This window comes from Methylobacterium sp. E-066, assembly GCF_022829635.1.
Taxonomy (GTDB): domain Bacteria; phylum Pseudomonadota; class Alphaproteobacteria; order Rhizobiales; family Beijerinckiaceae; genus Methylobacterium.
In genome coordinates this window covers 56,582-77,331 of record NZ_JAKSYO010000043.1, presented here as the reverse complement: position 1 = coordinate 77,331, position 20,750 = coordinate 56,582, and the positions used below count along the sequence as shown (strand labels likewise).

Annotated in this window: 18 protein-coding genes; 7 read left to right on the top strand and 11 right to left on the bottom strand. The window is 69.7% G+C overall.

Annotation, left to right across the window (positions count from 1 at the left end; translation table 11 throughout):
- The 5 genes from MKL20_RS05060 to MKL20_RS05040 form a co-directional block, all read right to left on the bottom strand.
- Positions 1–937 (bottom strand): ABC transporter ATP-binding protein (locus MKL20_RS05060; RefSeq protein WP_244035765.1); only part of this gene is annotated, 937 nt, incomplete at its 3' end.
- Positions 938–947: 10 nt separating this feature from the next.
- Positions 948–1,922 carry an ABC transporter permease gene (locus MKL20_RS05055; RefSeq protein WP_244035764.1) on the bottom strand — a complete coding sequence of 325 codons (975 nt, stop codon included), beginning with the start codon at positions 1,920–1,922 and terminating at the stop codon, positions 948–950.
- Positions 1,919–2,860 (bottom strand): ABC transporter permease, encoded by a 942-nt coding sequence (locus tag MKL20_RS05050; RefSeq protein WP_243969483.1) that lies wholly within the window; start codon positions 2,858–2,860, stop codon positions 1,919–1,921. Before MKL20_RS05050 ends, MKL20_RS05055 begins: the two co-directional genes overlap by 4 nt.
- A 264-nt stretch (positions 2,861–3,124) precedes the next feature.
- Positions 3,125–4,711 carry an ABC transporter substrate-binding protein gene (locus MKL20_RS05045; RefSeq protein WP_244035763.1) on the bottom strand — a complete coding sequence of 529 codons (1,587 nt, stop codon included), beginning with the start codon at positions 4,709–4,711 and terminating at the stop codon, positions 3,125–3,127.
- A gap of 551 nt (positions 4,712–5,262) precedes the next feature.
- Positions 5,263–6,522 carry a polyhydroxyalkanoate depolymerase gene (locus tag MKL20_RS05040; RefSeq protein WP_279594543.1) on the bottom strand — a complete coding sequence of 420 codons (1,260 nt, stop codon included), beginning with the start codon at positions 6,520–6,522 and terminating at the stop codon, positions 5,263–5,265.
- 259 nt (positions 6,523–6,781) lie between these two features.
- Between MKL20_RS05040 and MKL20_RS05035 the strand changes: the two genes are divergently transcribed.
- The 5 genes from MKL20_RS05035 to purQ all read left to right on the top strand — a co-directional run bounded on the left by MKL20_RS05035 (position 6,782) and on the right by purQ (position 10,228).
- Positions 6,782–8,167, top strand: a complete 1,386-nt coding sequence (locus tag MKL20_RS05035) for an ActS/PrrB/RegB family redox-sensitive histidine kinase (RefSeq protein WP_244035762.1) — start codon at positions 6,782–6,784, stop codon at positions 8,165–8,167.
- A gap of 59 nt (positions 8,168–8,226) precedes the next feature.
- The gene (locus MKL20_RS05030; RefSeq protein ID WP_243969476.1) at positions 8,227–8,826 is read left to right on the top strand and encodes an ActR/PrrA/RegA family redox response regulator transcription factor; all 600 of its coding nucleotides are present in this window, start codon (positions 8,227–8,229) and stop codon (positions 8,824–8,826) included.
- Positions 8,827–8,945: 119 nt separating this feature from the next.
- The gene (locus MKL20_RS05025) at positions 8,946–9,179 is read left to right on the top strand and encodes a hypothetical protein (protein WP_243969474.1); all 234 of its coding nucleotides are present in this window, start codon (positions 8,946–8,948) and stop codon (positions 9,177–9,179) included.
- Positions 9,180–9,308: 129 nt separating this feature from the next.
- The gene (gene purS, locus MKL20_RS05020) at positions 9,309–9,548 is read left to right on the top strand and encodes a phosphoribosylformylglycinamidine synthase subunit PurS (RefSeq protein ID WP_244035761.1); all 240 of its coding nucleotides are present in this window, start codon (positions 9,309–9,311) and stop codon (positions 9,546–9,548) included.
- On the top strand, positions 9,548–10,228 hold the full coding sequence (purQ, locus tag MKL20_RS05015; RefSeq protein WP_244035760.1) for a phosphoribosylformylglycinamidine synthase subunit PurQ: 681 nt from the start codon (positions 9,548–9,550) through the stop codon (positions 10,226–10,228). Before purS ends, purQ begins: the two co-directional genes overlap by 1 nt.
- A 333-nt stretch (positions 10,229–10,561) precedes the next feature.
- On the opposite strand, the gene MKL20_RS05010 is transcribed toward purQ, so the two are convergent.
- The 5 genes from MKL20_RS05010 to MKL20_RS04990 all read right to left on the bottom strand — a co-directional run bounded on the left by MKL20_RS05010 (position 10,562) and on the right by MKL20_RS04990 (position 17,244).
- Positions 10,562–12,979 (bottom strand): penicillin-binding protein 1A, encoded by a 2,418-nt coding sequence (locus MKL20_RS05010; RefSeq protein ID WP_244035759.1) that lies wholly within the window; start codon positions 12,977–12,979, stop codon positions 10,562–10,564.
- 169 nt (positions 12,980–13,148) lie between these two features.
- Positions 13,149–14,417: an N-acetylmuramoyl-L-alanine amidase gene (locus MKL20_RS05005; RefSeq protein ID WP_244035758.1), complete on the bottom strand. Its 1,269-nt coding sequence runs from the start codon at positions 14,415–14,417 to the stop codon at positions 13,149–13,151.
- A 132-nt stretch (positions 14,418–14,549) separates the two neighbouring features.
- The gene (locus MKL20_RS05000; protein WP_244035757.1) at positions 14,550–15,071 is read right to left on the bottom strand and encodes a hypothetical protein; all 522 of its coding nucleotides are present in this window, start codon (positions 15,069–15,071) and stop codon (positions 14,550–14,552) included.
- Positions 15,072–15,297: 226 nt separating this feature from the next.
- Entirely contained in the window at positions 15,298–15,654 is a 357-nt protein-coding gene (locus MKL20_RS04995; protein WP_243969462.1) for a phasin, read from the bottom strand.
- A gap of 315 nt (positions 15,655–15,969) precedes the next feature.
- Complete coding sequence (locus MKL20_RS04990) at positions 15,970–17,244, bottom strand: glycosyltransferase (protein WP_244035756.1); 1,275 nt, start codon at positions 17,242–17,244, stop codon at positions 15,970–15,972.
- 112 nt (positions 17,245–17,356) lie between these two features.
- Here MKL20_RS04990 and MKL20_RS04985 point away from each other — a divergent pair, with 112 nt between their 5' ends.
- Both MKL20_RS04985 and MKL20_RS04980 read left to right on the top strand, forming a co-directional pair.
- A complete protein-coding gene (locus tag MKL20_RS04985) occupies positions 17,357–18,625 on the top strand; it encodes a glycosyltransferase family 4 protein (RefSeq protein ID WP_244035755.1) in 1,269 nt (422 codons plus the stop codon).
- Between the two features lie 122 nt (positions 18,626–18,747).
- Complete coding sequence (locus MKL20_RS04980; protein WP_058190764.1) at positions 18,748–18,927, top strand: hypothetical protein; 180 nt, start codon at positions 18,748–18,750, stop codon at positions 18,925–18,927.
- Between the two features lie 73 nt (positions 18,928–19,000).
- Here MKL20_RS04980 and MKL20_RS04975 read toward each other — a convergent pair whose 3' ends face one another.
- Entirely contained in the window at positions 19,001–20,683 is a 1,683-nt protein-coding gene (locus MKL20_RS04975; RefSeq protein ID WP_244035754.1) for an acyl-CoA dehydrogenase family protein, read from the bottom strand.
- Positions 20,684–20,750 lie beyond the last annotated feature (67 nt).

Genomic DNA, 20,750 nt, shown 5'->3' with positions numbered 1-20,750 from the left:
CGTAGATGCGGCACAGGTCGGTCACGTCCGGGCAGCGGCCGGCGAAGACGCAGCCCTCGATCCGCTGCTTCAGGCTCGGGACCATGCCGGGGATCTCGGCGAGCCGCTCGGTGGCGCCGTGCTCGACCGCGCCGAGCTTGGGCACCGCCCCCATCAGGCCGCGGGTGTAGGGATGGCGCGGCGCCCGGAACAGGTCGCGGACGGGCGCCTCCTCGACCTTCCGGCCGGCATACATCACCACCACCCGGTCGGCGACCTCGGCGACCACCCCGAGATCGTGGGTGATCAGCATGATCGCGGCGCCGACCCGGCGCTTCAGGTCGCGCATCAGGTCGAGGATCTGCGCCTGGATGGTCACGTCGAGCGCGGTGGTCGGCTCGTCGGCGATCAGGAGTTTCGGCGAGCAGGCCAGCGCGATGGCGATCATCACCCGCTGGCGCATGCCGCCGGAGAGCTGGTGCGGGTATTCCCGCACCCGGCGCACCGGCTCGGGGATGCCGACCAGCGTCAGCATCTCCACCGCCCGCGCCTCGGCCTCGCGCCGGCTCAGGCCCTGGTGCAGCCGCAGGGTCTCGCCGATCTGGCGGCCCACCGTCAGCACCGGGTTCAGGCTGGTCATCGGCTCCTGGAAGATGACGCTGATGTCGTTGCCGCGGATCTTGCGCATCGCCCGGTCGGGCAGGTCGAGGAGATTCGTCCCCTCGAACCGGATCGCGCCGGCGATGCTGGCCGGCGGCTCGGGCAGGAGCCGCAGGATCGACATCGCAGTCACCGACTTGCCGCAACCGGATTCGCCGACGATCGCCAGGGTCTCGCCGGCCTGGATCGCGAAGGACACGCCGTCCACCGCCCGGTTGGCCCCGTCGGGGGTGCGGAAATGGACCTGCAGGTTCTCGATGGAGAGGAGGGGTACGCCGCTCACGCCGGGGCTCCTCATGTGTCCAGTCTCATGCGTCTTTGGCCATGCGGGGGTCGAGGGCGTCGCGCAGGCCGTCGCCGACGAGGTTCACCGCGAGCACCGTCATGGACAGAAAGATCGCCGGGAACAGGATGATGTAGAACTTGACCTGCCAGAGGGCCCGGCCCTCGGCCATGATGTTGCCCCAGGACGGCGTCGAAGGCGGCACGCCCGCGCCGATGAACGACAGGATCGCCTCGGTGATCATCGCGGAGGCGCAGATATAGGTCGCCTGAACGGTCATGGGCGCCAGGGTGTTGGGCAGGATGTGGCGCCAGATGATCGCCGGCATGCGGGTGCCCGTGGTCACGGCGGCCTCGACATAGGGCTGCTCGCGCAAAGACAGCACGACGCCCCGGACCAGCCGGGCGACCCGGGGGATCTCCGCGATGGTGATCGCCACGATGACGTTCTGGACCGAGCCCCGGGTGAGCGCCATCAGGGTGATGGCGAGCAGGATCGGCGGGATCGACATCATGCCGTCGACGATCCGCATGACGATGCCGTCGAGCCAGCGCACCATGCCGGAGATCAGCCCGACCGCGAGCCCCGCCACCGAGGCGAGGAGCGCCACCGAGAAGCCAACCAGCAGCGAGACGCGGGCGCCGTAGACCACGCGGGAATAGATGTCCCGGCCGAGCATGTCGGTGCCGAACCAGTACTGGGCCGAGGGCACGCGGGTGCGCTTGGCCGGGGCGAGCGCGGTGGGATCGACGGTGCCGAGATAGGGCGCGAGCAAAGCCATCAGGAGCACGATCAGCAGCAGAAGGCCGCCGACCACGATGGTCGGGTTGCGGCGCACATAGGTCCAGACCGGCCCCCGCCGTTTGCGCGCCGGGATCACGTCCGGCATCGGCGTGGCGACGGCGAGGCCCGCGGGGGGCGGCCCCTTGGGCGGCAGGTCCTTGAGCGACGGATCCCTGGCGAGGGGCGGACCGGAGAGAGGCGCGACGGTCGCGGTCAATAGCGGATCCTCGGGTCGAGCAAGGTGTAGAACAGGTCGATGGCGAGGTTCACCAGCACGTAGACGAAGCTGAACAGCAGGACGACGCCCTGGATGACCGGGTAATCACGGCGCAGGATCGCATCGACGGTGAGGCGCCCGAGGCCGGGGATCGCGAACACCGTCTCGGTGACCACGGCGCCGCCGATCAGGAGCGCGATGCCGATGCCGATCACGGTGACGATCGGCACCGCGGCGTTCTTAAGGGCGTGGATGAACAGAACCGGCCCCTGCCCCAGACCCTTGGCCCGGGCAGTGCGGACGTAATCCTGGCTCAGCACGTCCAGCATGGTCGCCCGCGTCACCCGGGCGATCAGCGCGATGTAGACGAGGCCCAGCGTCACCGCGGGCAGGATCAGGTTCGCGAACCACGGCCACAGGCCCTGCTCGATCGGCGTGTAGCCCTGCACCGGCAGCCAGCCGAGTTCGAGGGCGAACACGTAGGCGAGCACGTAGCCGACCACGAAGACCGGCACCGAGAAGCCCAGCACGGCGAGACCCATGACCAGCCGGTCGATCAGGCTGCCGGCCTTCCAGGCCGCCACGACGCCGAGCGGCACCGCCACCACGATCGCCAGGATCAGGGTGACCAGCATCAGCGACACGGTCGGCTGCACCCGCTGGCCGATCATCGTGGTGACCGGCAGGTTGGTGAAGATCGAGGTGCCGAGATCCCCGTGGAGGATCTGCCAGGACCATTCGCCGAACCGGACCAGGAACGGCCGGTCGAGGCCGAGCGAGGCGCGGATGCGCGCCACGTCGTCCGGCGTCGCCTGGTCGCCCGCGATGATCGCGGCCGGGTCGCCGGGGGCGAAGTAGAGAAGGCTGAAGACGAACAAGCCGACCACCGCCATCACCGGGATGGTGGCCAGGATGCGCCTGCCGATATAGCCGAGCATGGGTCCTCCGCTATCGTGCCGGGCCGAGGGTGCGGCGAGCGCCGCCGCGCCCCCTCCCCCCTTTGCGGGGGAGGGTGGCCCCTGCGTCAGCAGGGGTCGGGAGAGGGGAGCGACGCTTCCGAGAGGGGCGCGGCAGGTGTGAAGGCCTCAGCCCGATCCTGCACCGTCGCTCCCCTCTCCCCCCCTGCTTCGCAGGGTACCCTCCCCCGCAGAGGGGGGAGGGAGCCCGCACTGGGCGTACCGACCTGACCATCGCCCGCCCCATCACGCCTTCGACACCCCCCAGGTGAACGGGATCGGTCCCTTCACGATGCCCGAGACGGTCTTGCGCCACGCCTGGTAGCCGAGGAAGAACCCGGTCGGCACGTAGACCACGCCCTCGCAGGCAGCGGCGTTGACCTTGTCGATGGCGGCCTTCTCGGCGGCCGGATCGGCGGCGTCGAACCACTCGGTGATGGCCGCCTCCACGGGCGGGACGTTCGGCCAGCCGAACCAGGCCTTGTCACCGCTGGCCCGGACCGCCGGGTAGCCCGCCGGATTGATGGCGTCGGCGCCCGCGTGCCAGGTGTGGAACATGTTCCAGCCGCCCTGGCTCGGCGGCGCCTTGGAGGCCCGGCGGGTGCCGGTGGTGCCCCAGTCGGTGGCGACGAAATCTACGTTGAAGCCCATCTGCTTCAGCAGGTCGGCGGTGATGTCGCCCTGCGCCTTGGTGATCGGCTGGTCCTGCGCCACGACGCAGACCACGGGCTCGCCCTTGTAGCCGGCTTCCTTGAGCAGCTTCTGGCCGAGCTTGATGTCGCCCTTGCCGACCTGGGCACCGCCGGCGTCGCTGAACAAAGGCGTGCCCGGGGTGAAGAAGCCCGGCAGCGGCTTCCACAGGCTGTCGTCGTCGCCGACGATCGCCCGCATGTAATCCTCCTGGCTCATGGCGGTGAGCACGGCCTGGCGAATCTTCGGGTTGTCGAAGGGCGGATAGAGGTGGTTCATCCGGAACGACCCGACATTGCCCAGCGGGTCGGCGATATCGACGTTGAGGTTGGCGTTCTTGCGCAGGAGCGGCACGAGGTCGGAGATCGGGTTCTCCCACCAATCGACCTCGCCGTTCTGCAGCGCCGCCGAGGCGGTGGCGGCGTCCGGCATGATCACCCATTCGACCCGGTCGACCAGGATCTGCTTGCCGCCGGCCAGCCAGGAATTCGGCTCGTCGCGGGGCTTATAGTCAGCGAACTTCTGGAACACGGCCCGGGCGCCCGGCACCCATTCGTTGCGCACGAAGGTCATCGGGCCGGAGCCGACATACTCGGTGATCTGCGTGAACGGGTCGGTCTTGGCGATCCGCTCCGGCATGATCAGGGCCATCGGGGCGTTGGTCTTGCCGAGCGCGTAGAGAAGTTTCGGGAACGGCTTCTTCAGGCGCCATCGAAACGTCCGGTCGTCGACGGCGGCGAGATCGTCCTGGATCGCCCGGATCATCAGGCCCAGCGGGTCGCGGGCCATCCAGCGGGTCAGGCTCGCGACGACGTCCTTGGCCAGGACCGGCTCGCCGTCATGGAACTTGAGCCCGGGACGCAGCCGGAAGGTCCAGGTCAGATGGTCGCCCGAGAGTTCTTCGGACTCCACCATCTGGCGTTGGGGCTTCAGCTGGGCGTCGACCCCGTAGAGCATATCCCAGACGAGGGTGCCGGCGTTGCGCACGACGTATTGCGTGCCCCAGATCGGATCGAAATTGGCGAGGTTCGCCTGAGGCACGAAGCGCAGCACCTTGGCGCCCTGCGCCAGAGCCGGCCTCGCGATCTGCGGGGCGGCGAGCCCGATCGCGGCCGAGCCCTTGAGGAAGGTCCTGCGGTCCATCGTGATCTCCCTGGCCGGTGCGGGCCTGCATCGCGGATGCAGCGTGTGAAGGATTCGACGGCGACGGTGCGGTATCCCGGCCGTGACTCAGGGCCAGGACAGCCTGAGTTTCACGGAAGCGGCAGCATGCGCCAGTTTCCTGCTATCGCAAGACGGTTCTGGAGAATCGAATTCTGGTTTTCCGCATCAGGCGCACGCCTTCGCGCCCGCCGGGGACGGGACGATGGCTGAAACGGCAGGCGGGGCGCAGTCGGATCGACGGTCATCATGCTCACGGACGCCGTCTCGCAAGCCTCGCGCCATCGGGCGCGAAAGAGAATTCAAAATGCACCGCGACCACCCGGTCGGGTTCACGGGCTCACGCGCCTGCGCCGGCAGCCAAAGGTTTGAGGGACGCGCCCCCTCCCCTTGTGGACTATCGGATCACACACCCCGGATGTGGCGCGGGTCCCCTCTCCCGTGCGGGAGAGGGGGCGCGTGGCGCCTTTCGCAAGCCGATGTGTGAAACATCGTAGCTCTGCGGGGGAGGGAGAGGCGCGCCTGGACCGGCTTCAGCCCACCTGGCGCAGATGCGCGCCGCGTGTGCCGGATTCCACCTGCTGAACGCGGATGAAGGCGGCGATCCGCGGCGCGATCACCGTGCGGTAGCGCGAGCCGTTGAACACCCCGTAATGCCCGACGCCCGCCTGGAGATGATAGGCCTTGCGAGCCTCGGGCAGGTTCGGCGTCAGGTCGAGGGCCGCCTTGGTCTGGCCGACGCCGGAGATGTCGTCGTTCTCACCCTCCACCGCCAGGATGGCGCAGCGGCGGATCGCCCCGAGATCGACCGGGGTGCCGCGGTGGCGCATCCGGCCCTTGGGCAGGTCGTGGTCGACGAAGACCGTCTGCACGGTCTGGAGGTAGTATTCCGCGGTGAGGTCCATCACCGCCAGGTACTCGTCGTAGAACTCCCGGTGCTTCTCGGCGGAATCGCCGTCGCCCTTCACCAGATGGTCGAACATGTCCGAATGGGCGGTAACGTGGCGGTCGAGGTTCATCGCCATGAAGCCCGAGAGCTGCAGGAAGCCCGGATAGACCCGGCGCCAGGCCCCCGGGAACACGGGCGGCACCAGGCTGATCGTGTTGCGCTCGAACCAGGTCTGGCCGCGCTCCTGGGCGAGGCAGTTCACCGCGGTTGGCGAGCGGCGTGTGTCGATCGGGCCGCCCATCAGGGTCATCGAGGCCGGCACCACGGGCGCGCCCTTGGCTTCCAGGAGCGCCACCGCGGCCAGCACCGGCACGGCCGGCTGGCACACCGCCATGATGTGCAGGTCCGGCCCCAGGACGGCGAACATCTCCTGCAGGTAGTCAATGTAGCTGTCGAGATCGAAGCGCCCGACCGCCAGCGGCACCATCCGGGCATCGGTCCAGTCGGTGACGTAGACCCGGTGGTTCGGCAGCATCGCCTCCACGGTGCCGCGCAGCAGCGTGGCGTAGTGCCCCGACATCGGCGCGACGATGAGCAGCTTCGGCTGCGGCTCGGCCGGCGGGGTGATGAAGGCGCGCTCGAACGCGACCAGGCGGCAGAACGGCCGCTCCCAGACGACGCGCTCTGTGACCGGGACGGCTGTCCCGTCGACCAGGGTCTCGGTGAACCCGAAGGCGGGCTTGCCGTAGCGGCGGGTGGCGCGCTCGAACATCTCGCAGCCGGCGCTGATCGCCCGGGCGTAGGGCCCGTAGGCGAGCGGATTGCCGGGCATCTGGAGGGCGTGGCGGGTCAGGTCCGCAGCGACCCGAGCCGGCGCCATCATGGCGCGGGCGCCCTCGAACATCGCGTAAGCCAGAAGCACCGCCACCTCCCATCCTGGGGCCGCCGACGCACCGCCGACAGGCGAAAAACCTGCTGCAACCCGGCACCCCAGGATAAGGTTCCACCCTGAACGATCACGGAACATCCCCGGCCCCGGGCGACTTGCCCGTGACCACACCGTCGGCGCGACGGATCCGGCGCCTCGCCCGGACGCCGTGCCGCGGCCTCCGTCGAAACACTCTGCGCCGGCAAGGCCTCACCGGCGCTGCACCGATGCACGCATGCCCGACAGCAACCTCAACGGTCTCGTCCGCAACGCCCGCCACCTCCGGCTCGACACTTTCGTTCGCCTGCGCTGGCTCGCCATCACCGGCCAGAGCGCCGCCGTGGTGGGGGCGCAGTTCGGCCTCGGCCTGGCGCTGCCCTTCGGCTGGTGCTTCCTGGTGATCGCCACCTCGTCCTGGCTGAACCTGGCGCTGCGCATCCGCTTCCCGGCGAGCTACCGGCTGAGCGACGACTCCGCGGCTTTGCTGCTCGCCTTCGACATCGTGCAGCTCGCCGCACTCCTGTTCCTCACCGGCGGCCTCCAGAACCCGTTCTCGCTGCTGTTCCTCGCCCCCGTGCTGATCTCCGCCACCGCGCTGCCGCCGGAGCGGACCCTGGCGCTCGGCCTGCTGGCCGTGGGATTGGCGACGCTCCTCGCCCTGGTCCACCGGCCGCTGCCCTGGTTCTCGGACGGGCGGATCGAATTGCCGTTCCTCTACGTCTCCGGGGTCTGGACCGCGATCCTGCTGGGAACCGCCTTCACCGGCGTCTACGCGTGGCGGGTCGCCGAGGAGACGCGGCTCCTCGCCCAGGCGCTGGCGGCCACGGAACTGGTGCTCGCCCGGGAGCAGCACCTGTCGCAGCTCGACGGTCTCGCGGCGGCGGCGGCCCACGAATTGGGCACGCCGCTGGGCACCATCATGCTGGTGACCAAGGAGCTGATCCGCCAGCTCGGGCCGACCGCGTCCCCGGCGGTGGCCGAGGACCTGAACCTCTTGCGCGAGCAGGTCGACCGCTGCCGGGGCATCCTCGGCAAGCTGACCTCGCTCGACGGCGACGGCGTCGGCTTCCTGGAGACGGTCACGTTCAGCCATCTGGTGGAGGAGCTGGTGGCGCCCCAGCGTGCCCTCGGCGCGGTCCTGGACATCTCCAGCCAGGGCGACGGGCCGGAGCCCGCCTGCCGCCGCAACCCTGGGGTGATGTTCGGGCTCGCCAACATCCTCGACAACGCCGTCGACTTCGCCGCTTCCCGGGTCGCCGTGGAGGGCCGCTGGACCCAGGAGCGCGTCTGGATCGAGATCCGCGACGACGGACCGGGCTTCTCCAGCGAGGTTCTGCTGCGGGCCGGCGAGCCCTACGTAACCACCCGCAGCGCCGACCGCTCGCAGACCGGCGGGACCGTGGGCGCCGGCCTCGGCCTCGGTTTGTTCATCGCCAAGACCCTGATCGAGCGCTCGGGCGCCCAGATCGCCCTGATGAACGTCTCGGCGCCGGATTCCCATGGGGCGATCGTGCGCGTCTCCTGGGCCCGCCACATCTTCGAGCGGGGGGCAGCCCCGCGCCATTCGCCGGAATTCAATATCCACGCGCCCCTGCCCCCGGGCGATGTCGTCCCTATATGAGGATCAGACCAAGATCTGACTTAAGTAATTCCCTTACAAAAACCCGAAAGGAGTGCCGGATGCTGACGCAGCCCGGGACCACGGCAACGATCGATCCCGCCGTGATCAATGAAGCCGATCCGCTCGCCGCCTTCACCGACCGCAGCTTGCTGATCGTGGACGACGACAAGCCCTTCTCGACGCGGCTCGCCCGCGCCATGGAGAGCCGCGGCTACCACGTCCAGGTCGCCGACAGCGTGGCCGAGGGTGTCTCCGCGGTCGAGGCCCGGCCCCCCGCCTTCGCGGTCATCGACATGCGGCTCGGCGACGGCAACGGCCTCGACGTGATCGCCCGCCTGAAGGAGCGCCGGCCCGACGCGCGCGGCGTGATCCTCACCGGCTACGGCAACATCGCGACCGCCGTCACGGCGGTGAAGCTCGGCGCGTTCGATTATCTCGCCAAGCCCGCCGACGCCGACGAGATCCACGGCACGCTGATGGCGCAGCCGGGCGAGCGGGCGGACCCGCCCGAGAACCCGATGTCGGCGGACCGGGTCCGCTGGGAGCATATCCAGCGGGTCTACGAGCTGTGTAGCCGCAACGTCAGCGAGACCGCCCGGCGCCTGAACATGCACCGGCGGACGCTGCAGCGGATCCTGGCCAAGCGCGCGCCGCGCTGAGCCTAGAAGACCACCGATCCCGGGACCCGCGGTTGCATAGCCCCTCCCCTCTGGGCTAGCTGCGCGGGTCCCGGGCTCGTTTCGTCCGGGGCCTCGCAATCGACCGGGAGACGGGTCTCGTGAACGGGCGCAACGCCATCACCATCGTGAGCATGATGGTCCTCGTCGGCACCGAGGTCTTCGCCGTCGCCATCGCGGCCGGCTGGGCGCTCGCCGGCCTGTTCGACCTGGGCGACAGGGTCGGCCACGTCCTGATGGGCGTCTTCAGCCTGTTCGCCGCCTGGATCATGCTCCAGCTCTGGCGCCGGGCGACCAGCATCGAGCCGATCCGGGCGCGCGCCACGCCGCGCTAGCCGTACCCCGTCCGACACGGCGTTCGACAGGCCGGCGGCCTTCCTGCTAGGGAACGCGCGACGGCCGCCCGTGTAACGACGCCGCGGGTTGCGCCCACGTTATCGGCTGCGCGTGAGACCGGAAGATCCATGAAAGCCCGTATCATCGTCACCCTGAAGACTGGTGTGCTGGACCCGCAGGGCAAGGCGATCGAGGCCGCGCTCCGGTCGCTGGGCGTCGAAGGCGTCGACAGCGTCCGGCAGGGCAAGGTGTTCGACCTCGAAGTCTCGGCCCGCGATGGCGCGGCCGCCGAGGCCACCCTGCGGACGGCCTGCGAGAAGCTGCTCGCCAACACCGTCGTCGAGAATTACGCGATCGAGATCCTCTGATGCACGCTGCGGTCGTCGTCTTTCCGGGCTCGAATCGCGAGAGCGACGTCGCCCGGGCCCTGCGCCGGTCCGGCGCGCGGGTCAGCATGGTCTGGCACGCGGATCAGGACCTGCCGGCCGGGACCGACCTCGCCGTCCTGCCGGGCGGTTTTTCCTACGGCGATTACCTGCGCTGCGGCGCCATCGCGGGCCGCGCGGCCGCCATGGATGCGGTTCGGGCGCATGCGGCCCGCGGCGGCCTCGTGCTCGGCATCTGCAACGGCTTCCAGATCCTGTGCGAATCGGGCCTCCTGCCGGGCGTGCTGATGCGCAACGTCAACCGCCGCTTCATCTGCCACCGGCAGACGCTCCGGGTCGAGCGCACCGACACCCGCTTCACCAGCGCCTACCAGAAGGGGCAGGTCATCGACGTCTGCGTGGCGCATGGCGAGGGCAATTACTTCGCCGATCCCGAGACCCTGGCGCGGATCGAGGGCGAGGGCCGCGTGGCCTTCCGGTACTGTGACGCCGCCGGGGCCATCACGGTCGAGGCCAACCGCAACGGCTCCCTCAACGCCATCGCGGGGGTCTATTCGGAGGGCGGCAACGTCCTCGGGATGATGCCGCACCCCGAAAACTTCGTCGAAGGCCTGATCGGCGGCACCGATGGGCGCGGCCTGTTCGACAGTCTCGCCGCGTGAGAACGCGGTCGGAGATTGGTTTTTAACCGGCCGTTAACGATCGTAAGCTATAACGAGGCATCCAGAGTTCTGGATATCGAGTTGGACATCTCCGTCCGCTTTGTTTGATGCCTCCCTTGACTCAGCCAAGCCGCCCCCAACCGGGCGGCTTTTTTCTGTCTGTGGGAGTTCAGCAGCCGCCCCATCGCCCGCCTTGTCATCCCGGGGCCGCGAAGCGGAACCCGGGATCCATAACCGCCGACAGATCAAGACCTCGCACCGTCGGCGGTTATAGGTTCCGGGTTCGCCTGCGGCGCCCCGGAATGACCGGGTGGCTCATCCTGCGGCCGTTCCTCAGTAGAGCCCGCCCGCCTGTGCCGCGCGATCCGGGTCCGCCGGGACCGAAGCGGGGGCGGCGCTCTGGGCCGGGGCGACGTAGGAATCGGGCGGTGCAGTGCCCGGCTTGAACGCCTCCAGGATCGTGCCGGCGCCCTCCCCCGAACCGGCGCGGGTGCCGGAGGCGAGGTTCACGCGGATCAGCTTGATCCCGGGCGGCACCCGGAACGGCGTCGGCGGCTTGTCCTTGAGGGCCGTCTTCAGGAATTCGAGGGCGATCGGCGCCGCCAGGCCGCCGCCGGTGGCGCGGTCGCCGAGCGAACGCGGCTTGTCGAAGCCGATATAGATCCCGACCGCGAGATCCGGGGAGAAGCCGACGAACCACGCATCCTTGGCGTCGTTGGTGGTGCCGGTCTTGCCGGCCAGCGGCTTGCCGATCTGCTTCAGCAGGGTCGCGGTGCCGCGCTGGACCACGCCCTCCATGATCGAGACCATCTGGTAGGCGGTGAGCGGGTCGAGCACCTGCTCGGAATCGTCGACCAGCTTCGGTTCGTCCTGGCCGGACCACTTTTCCGCATCGCAGCCAATGCACTTGCGGTTGTCGTGCCGGTAGATCGTCTCGCCGATGCGGTCCTGGATCCGGTCGATCAGGGTCGGCCGGATGCGGCGCCCGCCATTGGCGAGCATCGAGTAGGCCGTGACCATGCGCATGACCGTGGTCTCGCCGGCGCCCAGCGACATCGGCAGCACCGGCAGCAGGTCGTCGTAGACGCCGAAGCGGCGGGCGTACTCGGCGATCAGCGGCATGCCGACATCCTTGGCGAGCCGGACCGTCATCAGGTTCTTCGAGTGCTCGATCCCGTACCGCAGGGTGTGCGGGCCGCCGGACTTGCCGTCGTAGTTCGAGGGCGTCCAGGATTCCTGGCCGGGGCCGGCCTCGATGGTGATCGGCGTGTCCTGCACGATCGAGGCCGGCGTGTAGCCGTTGTCGAGCGCCGCCGAGTAGACGATCGGCTTGAACGAGGAGCCGGGCTGGCGCATCGCCTGGGTGGCGCGGTTGAACTCGGATTCGTCGTACGAGAAGCCGCCGACCATCGCGTGCACGCGGCCGGTATTCGGGTCCATCGCCACGATGGCGCCGGAGACCTCGGGCTTCTGGCGCAGGCGGAACTGGCCGCGGCCGCTCTCCATCGCCTCGACATAGACCATGTCGCCGGCCTGGAGGTTCGGCCGTCCGGCCCAGCGCATGCCGTCCGGGGTGATCACGCCGGTCTCGCGGTCCTTGGCCACCTGGCCCGACGCCTCGCGCTTGGGCTGGAGGCCGACCTGAACGCCGCCGCCGCCATTGCCCAGCACCACGGCGAGCCGCCAGGGCGCCACGTCGCCGAGCGCCGGAACCTCGGCCGCCGCCATGCCCCAGTCGCGCCCGGTCAGGTCGACCTTGGTGACGGCGCCGCGCCAGCCATGGGCCTGGTCGTAGCGCACCAGGCCGTCGACCAGGGCCTTGCGGGCCCAGGCCTGCATCTTCGGATCGAGGGTCGCGCGCACCGAGAGGCCGCCCTCGTAGAGCTTCTTCTCGCCGTAGCGTTCGGAGATCTCGCGCCGGACTTCCTCGGTGAAGTAGTTGGCGTTGGCGGCGTTCGGGAAGGCGACCCGCGGGTTGACCCCGAGCGGCATTTTCTTGGCCGCGTCCGCTTCTTCCTTGGTGATGTAGCTGTTCTCCGCCATCAGGCGGATGATCTCGTTGCGGCGATCCAAAGCCGCCTGGGTCTTGCGGTAGGGGTGGTAGTTGTTGGGCCCCTTCGGCAGCGCGGCGAGGTAGGCGGCCTCGTTGATGGTCAGCTCGTGGACCGACTTGCCGAAGTAGTCGAGTGCGGCGGCCGCCACGCCGTGCAGGTTCCGGCCGGGAACGATCGTCCCCAAGAAGATCTCGTTGAGGTACAGCTCCAGGATCTTGTCCTTGGAGTAGGCCGCCTCGATCCGCAGGGCCAGCAGCGCCTCCCGGATCTTCCGGTCATAGGTCTGCTCGGAGGACAGCAGAAAATTCTTGGCGACCTGCTGGGTGATGGTCGAGGCGCCCTGCCGCTTGCCGGACTTGGCGTTGGTCAGGAAGGCGCGCACGATCCCCTCGGGGTCGATGCCGCCGTGCTTGTAGAAGTTCTTGTCCTCGGCCGACAGGAAGGCCGCGACCACGATCTTCGGCATCGCCTGGATCGGCAGGTACAGCCGGCGCTCGCGGGCATATTCGGCCAGCAGCGAGCCGTCCGACGCGTGGATGCGGGTCATCACCGGCGGCTCGTAATTGGCGAGCGCGGCGTGGTCGGGCAGGTCCTGGCTGTACTTCCAGTAGAAGTAGCCGCCGGCCGCGGCGCCGACCACGAACAGCACCGCGGCGGCGCTGAACAGGATCCCGAAGAAACGAAGGATCAGACGCATCCGGTGTTCCGCTCGTCGCTGGCCCGGCCGCCTGCCGGGTTCGGCTCATCCGGCACGGGCGTCCATTCTCGACGCGGTCGGCTCCCGGACGCTCCCGTGAAGCCCCCTCGGATTGCCGGTTCAGCGGCGGTGCGACGGGGCGTTCGGACGTCCCGTATCGACACTTACTCTATGGTAAAACTGGGGCGACGGCGGCCGACCGCCGCGTGATCGTCGCGGGTTTGAGTGTGGCGCGGTTGCCGAAGAACTGGTCGATCGCCTTGGCCATGGAGCCGGTGACGCCCGCCCGCCACTCCGGCGATTGCAGCATCTCCAAGTCGCGCTTGCTCGACAGATAGCCGAGTTCGACCAGCACGCTCGGCACGTCGGGGGAGCGCAGCACCATGAAGCGCGCCTCCCGGTGGGGCTTGGAACTCATCTCCATGACCGGGGCGAGCTGGCCCATCAGGGTGCGGGCGAAGCCCGACGAGAAGCCGCGGGTCTCGCGCAGGGTCAGTTCCTGCAGGATGTCGGCGATATCCGGAGGCGCCTCGGCGGTGTCGGCCCCGGCCGCGGCGTCGGCCTTGTTCTCGCGCTCGGCGAGCCGGGCGGATTCCACGTCGGTGGCCTTCTCGGCGTTGGTGTAGATGGTGGCGCCGCGGACCTGGGGCGCCGCCGAGATCGAATCCGCGTGGATCGACACGAACAGGTCGGCCTTGGCCTCCCGGGCGAGGCGCACGCGGTCGGCCAGCGGCACGAACACGTCCCGGTCGCGGGTCATCCGGACCCGGTAGCGGCCACTCGCTTCCAGCTTCTCGACCAGCGCCTGCGCGTAGCCGAACACGATGTCCTTCTCGAACACGCCGCCCACCGCGATCGCCCCGGGATCGGTCCCGCCATGCCCGGCATCGACCATGATCAGCGGGCGCTGATCGGCGGGCTCGGGCGGGGCGCTGCGTGCCTGGGCGGGAGCAGGATCGGCTGCGGCCGCCGCCTTGCGGAACGCCTCGCGCTCGACCCGCTGGAGCGGGATGGTGAGCAGCACGGCGCCGTCCTTGGCCCGGGTCACGGTCTCGATCCGCCCGATCGTGGCCGGCGCGGCGAGGTCGATCACCACCCGGGATCGGCCGGGGGCGAACAGGCCGTAGCGGAAGGATTGTACGACGCCCTCGCGGCGGCGCCCGGTCCCGGATTCGAGCTGAAAATTGACCTCCGGCAGGTCGATCACCACCCGGTCCGGCCGCTCCATCACGAAGCCGCGGGCCTCGACGGCCCGGGACAGGGTCAGGGTGAGCCGCGTGGTGCCGGCCTGGCTCGCGAGATCCGCCCCGATGGCGATCGCGGGCGCAGGACCGGAAGGCTTGTCGCCGTTCTGGGCAAAGACCGGCGCCCCCGCCAGCGTCAGAGCGAGGCAGAGGCCGTGAATGGCAGAACGGATCAGGTGCGCGCGGCTCGGCATCGGTCCGGATTCATCTCCCGCGCCCTCCGATCAGGCATAGGAGCGATAGGGTTAATCGATCGTTGCCCGGTGCGGTTCGATGCGGCCGTGCGTGTCGTCCCTATGCGACAGCCTGAACATGGCGATCGTACGTCAGCGGAACGGGACCATGCGGCTCGCCTTGCGGAACACGTTGCTCCAGCAGGTCAGCGAAGCGTCGGCGGCGCGCTGGACCTCGCCCACTTGCAAGCGGATCAGGTCGGCGGGGTTACGGACCCGCGTGAGGGCGCCGATATGGGCGACGGCGGCCTCGCCCTCGCCGCGCATGTAGCTCGCGATCGTCGCGCCGATCCCGGTGCTGTCGGACGCGAACGCGACCGCGTCGCCCTTGGCAACGGCCTCAATCACGACAGGCGTTGCGGACGGAACGGGGACGGGCGGGAGCGTGACGGTTGGAACGAGGGCGGCCACCGGAAGCTCGGCCTCGGCCGGCGCATCGGGCTCGGCATCGGCCCGGCTCGAATTCGCGCTTCTCTCCATGGCCTCGGAAACCGCGGCGGCCGGGATGGCCGTATCGGTGGACGGCACGGCACGGAGCGCGGCGCTGTCCGCGTCGAGGCTCGGCTTGGGATCCCAGGTGGCGCGAGGGCCCTTCGGTCGGCGCGGTTTTCCCATTGGGCGATCTCCTCCTCGTCCGCTTCGGCCCCCTGACGGAGCGGCGGCCGGCGGGAAAGACCGTCTTCGGCATCGCCTGTCCGGCGGTGCGGGACCTACGGCGACGGATCACGGGGGCGGATGCGATATCCCGTTAAACCCCGGGGCCCGGCACCGATGCCCGGTCCTGTCGGACCGGGCACCGGCTCGATCTGTACCGGTCCGCCGTGGCGGACCGGGCCGGGCCTCAGCGGGCGATGTTCTGCTGCGCGAGGGCGCCGAAATCCTTGGCCTGGGCCTGGAGGGCGGCGAACTGGCTGCGGACGAACTCGGACTGCAGCTCGAAGGCCTCGCGCAGGTCCTTGGTGCGCGCCAGCTTCTGGGCGAAGTCGAAGGTCGCGTTGGCGTTGTTCTGCGCGTGCTCGAAACCCTTCGAGACCGCCGCCGTCACGGTCGACTGGAAGGTCTGGCCCGAAACCTGGGCCTGCTCGGCGGCCTTCATGGCGTTCGCCATCATGGTGCCGACGGCGTTGCGCGCCTGGTCGACGCTCTTCTCGGCGAAGTCGCGCATCTCGGTCGGGATCTCGAAATTCGGGGTCTGCATCAGAGTCTCCAGCACGCTGTCTCGAGGGGACGCCGATCTGCGTCCGCGGTGACGCGCCTCTATATGTTGCACCGCAACAAGAAGTCAAGTGCCTATTCGGGGGTGGGCGCGGGGGTGGAAATCCCGATAAAATGCAGATCTCCGGTATCCGCTCAGTCTTCGTTCCGCCTTGCGGAGAACACGGCCGATTCGGATAAACCTCGGCCGTTTCACGGGGTATCAAGGCGCGTCACGGCCGCCTCGACGCCTCTCTATATAAATCTTACCGGCTGTCTATAGCCAACACGCCCAGCGCTGAGACTTGCCGATTCGATGTCAGGCCGACCGCGCGGTCGACCGCTCCGACTGGGCCGCCACTTCGGTATGGTGCAGCGCACTAGCGCGGCTCTCCACGAGTCCCGCATAGAGCGAGCGGAGCGCGGCGGCATGGGTGGCGAGCGTCATCGGCGCCGCGCGGAACCGGGCCCGGGCATTCGCCCCGAGGGTTGCGGCACAGGCATCGTCCCGCAGGGCCGAGAACGCCGCCGCCAGGGCCCCGATCTCGGGGGCGACCACGAAACCGGTCCGCCCGTCCCAGACCTTCTCGGCGGCCCCGGACCGCTCGGACGCGACCACCGGGATGCCGGCCGCCAGGGCCTCGTAGACCGTGAGCGGCCCGGTCTCGTACCAGCGCGACGGCGCGGCGAGCGCCCGGGCGCGGCGGCGCAGCAGGGCCCAGACGGCCTCGGGCGCCTGCCAGCCGACCACCTCGACCCCGGGCCGGGCGCGCAGTTCCGCCTCCAAGGGGCCGGCGCCGACGAACAGGGCGGTGAGCCCGGCGGCCCGGGCGGCGTCGGCCACGAGGTCGGCGCCCTTCTCCCGGGTCAAGCGCCCGACATACGCGATGGCGTCGCCCCGGGCGGGATCGGCCGGCGGCCCATCCGCGATCCGGACGGGGTTGTCGACGCGGTGATGGGTGAGGGCGTAGCCGCCGAGCAGGTCGCCGAGCCGCCGCCGGCTGGCGTCGCAGACATGGACGACGTGGAGCGGACGCCGATGGAGCGCCTGCCGGAGCGCCCCCGCGCGGGCGACGCGCACGAGCTTGTGCACCCGGCTGCGGGGGTCGCAGGGCGCGGCGAGGCACGCGGGCGAGAGCGGCGCCAGCCCGCAGGGCTCGGCCCGGTCGAACCGGTAATAGACCCCGTTCGGGCAGGCCAGGGCGTAGTCGTGCAGGGTGACGATGACCGGCACGCCGAGCCGGGACAGGACCGGAAAGATCGCCGGGGACAGGGTGCGGGTCCATTGGTGCAGGTGGAGGCAATCCGGCGCCGCCGGCAGCTGTCGGAGCGCCGCCTCGAGGGCGCGGGCCGCGGCGGCATGCCAGATCCCGGTGGCCGCCGCCTTGATGCCGCCCAGGGTCCAGATGTCGGGCAGGCCGAGCTCGATCCGGCGGATGTTTTCGTGGTCCAGCAGGGGATCGACCGGGCCCGGGATCGCCTGGAGGTAGGTCACCTTCAGGCCGGCCTCGGCGAGCCCGCGGGCGGATTCGAGGGCGACCTTCTCCGCCCCGCCGCTGGCGGTCGCGAACTCGGCCAGGATCACGACATGCATGAGTTGTCTCGGCAGGACCTGCCGCGATGATAAGTCCAGGGCGGTTTACGGAGGATCAACCGCCGGCCGTTACAGACTTGCACCCCGAGAACAGAGCGGCGGAATTCCTGACGTGCACGTCGTCCTCGTCGCCGACCATGCCGCGATCAATGGCGGCCAGGCCAAGGTCGCGATCGAATCCGCCCTGGGGCTCGCCGCCCGGGGTTTTCGCGTCAGCCTGTTCGCGGCCGTGGGTCCGGTCGACCCGCGGCTGGAGGCTGCCGGCATCCGGGTGGTCTGCCTGGATCAGGACGACGTCACCACGGCGCGCAACAAGCTGGCTTTCGCAGCCCAGGCGATCTGGAACGGACCGGCCGCCCGGGCCCTGGCGGCGGAACTCGCCGCCTGTGATCCGCGCGACACCCTGGTCCATGTCCACGCCTTCGCCAAAGCGCTGTCGCCGGCCATCGGCCCGGCCCTGCGGGCTTCCGGCCTGCCGTGCCTCTACACGATGCACGAGTTCTTCCTGGTCTGCCCGACCGGGGGGTTCTACGCCTATCCCGAGCAGAAGATCTGCCACCGCACGCCGATGTCGGCCTCCTGCATCCTGGCGAAGTGCGACGCGCGCAGCTACCCGCGCAAGGTCGCCCGGATGATCCGCCATGCCGGGCTCGCGCATGTCGCCCGGTTGCCGGAGCTGTTCTCCCACGTCGTCACGATCAGCGATTTGCAGGAGAGCGTAGTCCGGCCGCTGATGCCCGGCGGCACGGTGTTTCACCGGGTCGACAACCCGATCGCTGTGGCGCAGGCGCCGGTCCATGAAGGGCCGCCGGGCGACTTTTTGTTCGTCGGCCGGATCTCCACCGAGAAGGGCGCGCCGATCTTCGCGGAAGCCGCCCGGCGGGCCGGGGTCCGGGCGGTGTTCGTCGGCGACGGCTCGGAGCGGGCCGATCTCGCCGCTCGCTATCCCGAGGCGGTGATGCTCGGCTGGCGCGATCCCACCGCCGTGCAGGTATTGATGCGGCAGGCGCGGGCGCTGGTCTTCCCGAGCGTCTGGTACGAGGGCCAGCCGCTGACCGTCTACGAGGCGCTCGCCTGCGGCACGCCGGTGGTCGTCAGCGACGCCTGCGCGGGCCGGGAGGCGGTGGTCGACGGCGAGACCGGGTTCTGGTTCCGCTCAGGCGATCCCGATGCGCTGGCCGCGCATCTGCGCCGCCTGTCCGATGACGGCCTCGCCGCCCGGATGGGTCGGGCCGCGCATGCCCGCTACTGGACCGCGCCTTTGACGCCGGAGGTCCATCTCGACCGGCTGACCGGCGTCTACGAGACGGTGATGCGCGAGGCCTCTGCATGGGACCGGGCGGCGCGCCTGCGGCTCGGCCGGGCGGTGGCGACGGCCTGACCGGGCCTACGGCACGGCCCGATTGATACCCTTTGCGACCGAAAAAACCGGAAACACCCGGGCTCCGTCGCGTTGACGCGCACAGGCACCGAGCGTGCACCCGTCACGGACGAGCGACAGACATGGCCGACGACCACAAGCTGAAGAACGAGACCAAGCCCGGCTTCCAGCAGGGCAGCGCCAAGCCGGACGACAAAGCCAACCCTGCGAACAAGCAGGAGAAGATGGACGAGCGCCTCGACGACGCCCTCGAGGAGACGTTCCCATCGAGCGACCCGGTCTCGGTCAAGATCACCAAGTAGCGGGTTCCCAAAGGGCTCAACCCTTTGGCGGGGTTCGGGGGCAGAGCCCCCGAGACCTTTGGTTCTCGATCCGTCAGGCGGCTTCGAGCAGCCGCCGGGCGATGACCTGGGCCTGGATCTCGGCGGCGCCCTCGAAGATCGACAGGATGCGGGCGTCGCACAGGATCCGGCTGACCGGGTATTCCAGCGCGAAGCCGTTGCCGCCGTGGATCTGGAGGGCGTTGTCGGCGGCCGCCCAGGCGACCCGGGCGCCGAGCAGCTTGGCCATCCCGGCCTCCAGGTCGCAGCGCTTGCCGGCATCCTTCTCGCGGGCCGAGAAGTAGGTGAGCTGGCGCGCGATGTTGATCTCCACCGCCATCATGGCGAGCTTGTCGGCGACCCGGGGGAAGCTGACCAGCGCCTTGCCGAACTGGACCCGCTCCTCGGCGTAGCGCAGGGCCACGTCGAGGGCCGACTGGGCGACGCCGATGGCTCTGGCCGCGGTCTGGATGCGGGCGGATTCGAAGGTCTGCATCAGCTGGGCGAAGCCCTTGCCCTCGACCTCGCCGAGCAGGTTGCCGCCGGGCACCTCGAACCCCTCGAAGGCCAGCTCGTATTCCTTCATGCCCCGGTAGCCGAGCACCTCGATCTCGCCGCCCGACAGGCCCTGGACCGGGAACGGCTCTTCGTCGGTGCCCCGGGGCTTCTCGGCGATCAGCATCGAGAGGCCGCGATGGCCCTTCTCCTCGGGCTTGGTCCGCACCAGCACGGTCATGATGTCGGCCCGGACCGGATGGGTGATCCAGGTCTTGTTGCCGGTGATTTTCCAGGTGTCGCCGTCCTTTACCGCCTTGGTGCGCAGGCTGGCGAGGTCAGACCCCGTGTTCGGCTCGGTGAACACGGCCGTCGGCAGGATGTCGCCCGAGGCGATCTTGGGCAGGAAGCGGTGCTTCTGCTCCTCGGTGCCGCCGCACAGGATCAGCTCGGCGGCGATCTCCGAGCGGGTGCCAAGGGAGCCGACGCCGATATAGGCCCGGGACAGCTCCTCCGAGACCACGCACATCGCGGTCTTGGGCAGGCCCATGCCGCCGTACTCTTCCGGGATGGTGAGGCCGAACACGCCCAGCTCGGCCATCTTGGTGACGACCTCCATGGGGATGTATGCGTTCTTCAGGTGCCACTCATGGGCCTGCTCGACCACCTCGGCCTTGCCGAAGCGGCGCATCTCGGAGCGGATCGCCTCCATGTCCTCGTCGAGGCCCGAGGCGCCGACGGTGGCCGAGCCGCCGCCCTCGCGCATCAGCGCCACCAGGGCGGCGCGGTTCTCCGGGGTGTTGCCCTCGGCGATCAGGGTCTCGATCGCGTCGGAGCGGTACTGCGCGACCTCCTTGGCCGACAGGCCGAGCGAGCCGGTCGGCCGGACCATCTCGCCCTGGCTCATCGGGATGCCGGAGAACAGCTGGTCGAGATACTCGCCGGCGCCGATCCGCACGAGCAGCGTCTCGGTCTCGCCGAACCGGCCCTCGGCCTGGAGGCGCTCGGCGTAGCCGCCGAGCTCGGCCACCGCCTCCGCATAGGTCGCAAGCCAGGCCAGCCCGTGGGCGGCGTGCTGCTGGGCCTCGAGCTTGCCGGCATCGATCCGCCCATCCGTGCCGAGGATGCGTGTCCGCACCCGCCGGGTGGCCTCCGCCACGAGGGCCTTCGCGCTCTCGCCGGCGGCCTTGGTGAGGCTGACGACGTCCTGCGGCTCGGTCTGGATGGCGGGGGATGCGGACATGGTTTTTGCTCGCGTGGCGTTTTATTGGATCGTGACTTCTAACCCGTCCGACGCCCAGGCCGAAGCA